The sequence below is a fragment of the Frankia sp. CcCS3 genome (assembly GCF_977927575.1).
This window is the reverse complement of the sequence record NZ_CDWRCL010000254.1, coordinates 1-5,479: the sequence shown is the minus strand read 5'-3', so window position 1 is coordinate 5,479 and position 5,479 is coordinate 1. Positions and strand designations below refer to the sequence as shown.

Here is a 5,479-nt window from a genome sequence, read left to right as displayed (position 1 = left end):
CGGTACGCCTCGTCGGTGGCCGGGGTCGACGCCGGCAGCACCAGCCGGTCCCGCCGCACCTGGGCCAGGAACGCCAGCCGGGCGGCGCGCGCGGCCGCCTCGCCGGCCGGCGACGCCGACATCAGCAGCAGCCCGACCGAGTACGGCCGCACCTGCTCGACGATCCGCACCCGGCGGGTCGCGCCGAGCTCGCCCAGCCATCCGCGCGGTCTGTCCTGCGGGCCGCCGCTGCCGTTGACGGCCTCGGCGACGCCGGCCGGCGTCGGCATCGAGAAGGCGCGCAGCGCCAGCAGCCGGCGGCGGTAGTCCTCGTCGTTCTCCAACCCGGTTGGCTCGGTCCGGGGACCGGTGAACACCTGCGGCGGCAGCCCGCTCCGGCCGAGCAACCGGTCACCGAACCGCGCCGCCCCGAGGTCGGCGCCGTGCCGGTCCAGGGCCGCGCGGCGGGCGTTGGCCACCGCCCGGGACGCGCTGACCTCCCGTGCCGCGCACCGCAGCCGGGCCTTCTCGGCACCGATCAGGTACAGCAGCCGGCCCATCGTGCCCTGCACCAGGGTGACCGACAGCAGCTCGCGCGGCGCAACCGGGGTGGCCGGCCCGCCGGCGGTTACCCACCGCGCCTTGACCTGCAGCGCCAACAGGTCGAACGCCGGTGCGAAGACGAACGGCCACACCGGCAGCATCGCCCCCCGCTCGCTGAACGGCGCGTACCGGACCGGGATCGTGACCTGCGGCCCGCCCGAGCCGTCCGACTCCGGCCCGGGCAGGCCGACCTCGACGGCCAGCTCGTCGAGCTCCAGGTCACGCTCCAGGGTGAGCAGCACCAGCGGCTCGCGGTCCCAGGTCAGCCGGACGGTGCCGGTGTCGTCCAGCGGGAAGGACTCGTGCGCGGCACCGGCCGACAGCACCCCCGTGAGGTGGTCGGCGAGGTTGACGAAGGACGCCGACCGCGGGCCGTCCGGGTCCGCGACCGTCATCGGGTCGTGCGGGGTCATCGGGTCGCGATCCGCAGCTCGTCGAGCTGTTCCACGTAGGTCGGGATGCTGGTCGGCCCCACCACGACGTTCTCGCCGGGGCCCAGCCGGACCGTGCCCCCGCCCCCGGGACCCCGGCGTCGTCCAGGTCCCCGGGCCAGCGCAGCAGGGCCAGGTCGCGCACGTCCTGCACGCCGGGAACGCTCATCAGCGCGTAGCTCACCTCGGCCGCCCGCACCGGCTCGCCGAAGGACAGCCCCATGACGTACCCGCGCACCTGCTCCGACAGCCGGCGCTTGAGCTCCTGGGCGGCCGGGGAGGCGTTGACCACCTGGGTGCCACCACTGGGCAACGGCACGTCGCGCACCAGGATATCCGCGGACAGCGACACCGACACCGCGTCGCCGCGCTCCACCGACGGGAAGATCCCCATCGGGCGGACGTCCTCGATCGCCGCCAGCACGGCCTCCCGCACCCCGCCCGGGCCGGCCCAGATCGCCGCCGGGGTCTCGGCCACCAGCACGGTCAGGTAGAAGGGGTTGGTGATGTCCCGCTCGGTGGAGAACACCCCGTCCAGGAAGCTCAGCGTGCCGAACACCGACTGGTTCAGGTCCAGGCCGCCCAGGCCGTCGCGCACCTGCACCTGCCGGACACCGGGCACCAGGGACACCGCGACCTGCGCGGCGCCCGCAGCAGCAGCGCCCGGTAGCGGTCGTCCGGCCAGCGCAGGGTGCCTCCGGTCAGCGGCGCACTGTGCGTGATCCCGACCGTCACCTGCCCGTCGGTGCGCGCCACCAGGGCGGCGTAGCCGGCCAGCGCGGGGTCGAGCAGGTTCCATCGCTCCAGCCGCTGCGGGAAGGTGCCGGTCACGGTGGACACCAGCGGGTCCAGGTTGCCCTCCGGCCCCGGCTGGAAGGCGCTTACCGCCACCTCGGCGACCCGCTGGGCGCTGGTCAGCACCACCTGCTCGGCGGTGGCGGCGTCGTGCCCGCCGGGGGTGAGCATCCGGGCCCCGGCCGGGATGCGCACCTCGGCGACGTCGGCCGGGAGCGTCCCGTTCAGCTGCAGGGTGACCCGCCCGCGGGCCTCGCCGAACGGCCGCGCCAGCCCGACCTCCGCCCCCAGCAGGGACAGCGCCTCGCCGGTGGCGGTGGCGATGAAGCTGTTGTCGAACATGGCGCCCAGCGCCGCCCAGGTGCGGGCATCCTCCAGGGCGGAGATCTCCAGGATCTTGCGCAGCACGGACGCCGAGGTGAGGTCGACGTCCTCGCCGAGGATGCCGCGGGCCAGGGCCAACTTCTCGGCCAGGATCCGGGTGAACGGCTTGGGCACGAACCCGCCGGCCGTCACCCCGACGTCGTCGCTGCTGGTGGCCCGCAGCACCGCGGCGTCCACGGCGACGACATCGACGGGCGGCAGGTCCGGCGGCGTCGGGTTAGACACCCGGCACCACCCCGTCGACGGACAGTGCCAGGGGGTCGCCGCTGGCCGCCTCGAACGTGGCGCGCACCGAGGCGGTGCGCCGCGAGCCCACGTCGCCCGGTTGACCTGGCTCGCCGCGCTCGTCCACCAGGGTCACGTCGATGATCCGGCGGACCCGCGGATCGCGTCGCAGGGTGTCCACCACAGCCACCCGGACCCCCTCCCGGACCAGCAGCGGGTCGACGTCGCCGGCCAGCATCCGCAGGCCGTCGAAGCCGAACCCGGTGTTGAAGACGTCGTCGCCCAGCCCGGTGGTCAGCGCGATCTCCAACGCCTGCACCAGGTTCGGTAAGCCCTCGACGACGCCGAGGTCTCGACCCCGGCCCGGCGCCGGCCGCAGCACCAGGTCGCGCCCGAGGTCCAGGCCCGGCTGGGTCGGCTCGCTGGCCAGGCCCCAGCCGAGCACCCGCCGCCGCAGGGCGGATGCCTCGGGGCCGTCCTGGGCCCGGGGGTCCCGTGCTGCCATTCAGACCGCCTGCAGCGTGGTGGTGGAGGTGCGCTGCACGCTGACCGCATGCGCGGGCGGCGGCACCGCCGACCCGACGCTGGGCGCCGACAGCGTCTCCAGCAGCACGGGAACGCCGCCGACCACGAGCTTGGTCGTCACCCCCGCGGTCGGCGCGGCCACCGAGGTGCAGGGCGAAGGACTGCCGCCGGCCGGGTTGGTGGCCGTGCAGGAGCCCGGCTGCACGGTCCAGCTCGACACCCCGGACTGCAGCGCCACCGGTTCGCCGCCCACCAGGAGCTTCACCGGACCGGAGTTGGCGACGACCACCTGGCCCTGCAGCGAGCAGGCCACCGTGGCCCCGGTCGTGATCACTGCCGGCATCCTCATTCCACCTTCATCTGCTCGTCGACGCTGACCTTGACGTTCTTGCCGGACATCTCGACGTCTTGCTGGGTGGCCTTGATGACCACGCTGGCCGCGGCGAGGGTCAGCGTGCCCTTCGCGACTAGCCGGACGTCACCGGAGTCGGTGAACTCCAGCAGGGTGGTCCCGTCGGAGTGCTCCACCGACAGCACGACCTTGTCCGGCGCGGGCGTCGGCCTGGTGCCGGCCGGGGCCAGGCCATCGGGGCCGATCCGCAGCCGCAGGTTGCCGACCTCGATCACCCGGTGGCCGTCGGCGTCCACCAGGTCGTTGGTGGCCTTGCCGGACGGTGGGACCGGGGTGGCCGCCGCGGGCAGCGAGGCACGCTCCCCCGGCGGGACCTCCGCTGGCAGCGACAGCCACCAGTCGCCGGCCTGGGCGTCGGGCCCCGCACCGTCCGGCCACACCGCGCCGACGTCGACCGGGTCGTCCGGCTGCCCGTGCCGATGCACCGATACCACCCGGGTGCCGGGGTAGCGCGGCACCACCAGCCCGTAGCGGCCCCAGGCGAACGGCGTCGCGTACGGCACGTTCGTCTTCTCCAGCGGAGTTGCCCGGTCGACCGGCAGCCGGACGGCACCGTGCCCGGCGCCGTCGGACGCCGGCGTGGTGCCCTGCCACAGGGTGACCCGCTGCGCGGCGGCATCCCCCTGCGCGGCCGGGCGGTGCGCCCGAACCTCACCCACCTCGGCGACCTCCAGGGTGGCCAGCCGGCGCTGGATGCCGTCCTCCAGCTGTGCGCGCAGCGCGACGACCGGGTCGGGATGGTCGGTGGGCGGGGCGCCGTCGCCGGTCACCGCGCCGGCCGTGGCCGGGGTAGTACGCCGGTCCCAGCCGTCCTCGCCGGCGGCCAGGCCGACCAGGGTGAGCTCGGTGAGGAAGCCGGCCGAGCGGCTGAGCGTGTGGGTGACCCCGGTCACGTACCCGCGAGCGCCAGTGCCCTCTCCGAGCAGGCCGGTCAGCGGCGCCGCGAAGGCGCCCAGCAGCGCGGAGGCCAGGTTGGGCTGCACCGTGCCCTCACCCTGGCGGCGGGTCGAAGGTGACCACGTCGCCGGGCCGGATGTCGGGGCGGCCGCGCAGCCGGACCAGCCACTGGTCGCGGCGGACGGGCTCGGTGCCGCCGTCCGCGCCGGCGTCGAGCACCAGGGCAGGCAGCGCCTCGACCGACAGCAGCCCGGTCGGGTGGGTCAGCGCCGGCGGGTCGCCGCGCAGCGGGATCGGGCGGACGCCGACGTGCAGCGCGCCGTCGCGGACCAGCAGCAGGCCCCGCCCGTGGCGGCCGGTGGCCAGCTCCCAACGCCGCGCGAGGCGCACCAGCGCCTCCCGGACCCGCTCGCCGCGGGCCGCCGTGAACCGGATCTCGCCGGGCCGGACCGCCGGGTCGGCCGGGGTCACCGGGTGGGTGACCGCCTGCACCCCGGCCAGCTCAGCCAGCCGGCGGGCCGCCGTCTCCAGGCCGTCCACGCTGAGCGGTTCGCGCAGCCGGGTGGTGGTCGCGACGGCGACCCGCTCGGTGCCGGTGACGACAGTCTCGTAGCGGCGGCTGCCGCGCCGCCGGGACACCCCGGTCACCGCCAGCTCCGCCACCCGGACCGGGGCGAGGGTGTCCCCGGACGCGCCGGCCGAGCCCAGCCCGGCGGTCAGCGCACCGATGCCGAGCAGGTTGGTCAGGTACCCGCCAACCGAGCTGTTGGTGTCCCGCCAGAACAGGTGCACCCGGGCGACGGCGAGCCGGGCCGCGCCGTCGGCGGTACGCGCGGCCAGCGTCTGGTGGTCGGTGTCGGTCAGCCCGGCGAACGCGACCGTCGCCGAGCCGCCCTGGATGTCGCCGGTGAGCGGCGCGGAGATCTCCGCCTCGACGGCGTCGCTGTGCAGGATGATGGCCGGCGGGTCGGTCACGCCGCCCGCGGCGTCCACCTCGTGGAAAGTGACCACGTACCCCGGGTGGTTCCCGGTCAGCGCACCGGTCCCTAAGCCGGTCAGCAGGCTCATCGCCACTCCTGGGTCGCGGTTGCCGGCACCGGCGGGCCGAACCCGACGGCGTGCGCCGGCAACGGCTCCCCCGGACGGCGCGGCGGGCGCGGCGGGTGGTCCGGCGCCGTGCCGACGCTGCGCCAGGCTAGCCGCAGCCAGGACCCGGACGTGCCCGGGC

At 75.8% G+C, this 5,479-nt stretch carries 6 protein-coding genes; all 6 read right to left on the bottom strand.

Annotation, left to right across the window (positions count from 1 at the left end; genetic code table 11):
* The coding region (locus AC08OQ_RS17325; protein ID WP_476612208.1) for a hypothetical protein at positions 1-995 on the bottom strand (995 nt) is incomplete at its 3' end.
* 585 nt (positions 996-1,580) lie between these two features.
* Positions 1,581-2,417 carry a hypothetical protein gene (locus AC08OQ_RS17320; protein ID WP_476602166.1) on the bottom strand — a complete coding sequence of 279 codons (837 nt, stop codon included), beginning with the start codon at positions 2,415-2,417 and terminating at the stop codon, positions 1,581-1,583.
* Complete coding sequence (locus tag AC08OQ_RS17315; protein WP_462187017.1) at positions 2,410-2,922, bottom strand: hypothetical protein; 513 nt, start codon at positions 2,920-2,922, stop codon at positions 2,410-2,412. Before AC08OQ_RS17315 ends, AC08OQ_RS17320 begins: the two co-directional genes overlap by 8 nt.
* Complete coding sequence (locus AC08OQ_RS17310; RefSeq protein ID WP_476612207.1) at positions 2,923-3,276, bottom strand: hypothetical protein; 354 nt, start codon at positions 3,274-3,276, stop codon at positions 2,923-2,925.
* An 11-nt stretch (positions 3,277-3,287) separates the two neighbouring features.
* On the bottom strand, positions 3,288-4,337 hold the full coding sequence (locus AC08OQ_RS17305) for a hypothetical protein (RefSeq protein WP_476602168.1): 1,050 nt from the start codon (positions 4,335-4,337) through the stop codon (positions 3,288-3,290).
* 7 nt (positions 4,338-4,344) lie between these two features.
* Positions 4,345-5,319, bottom strand: a complete 975-nt coding sequence (locus AC08OQ_RS17300; protein WP_476612206.1) for a hypothetical protein — start codon at positions 5,317-5,319, stop codon at positions 4,345-4,347.
* Positions 5,320-5,479 lie beyond the last annotated feature (160 nt).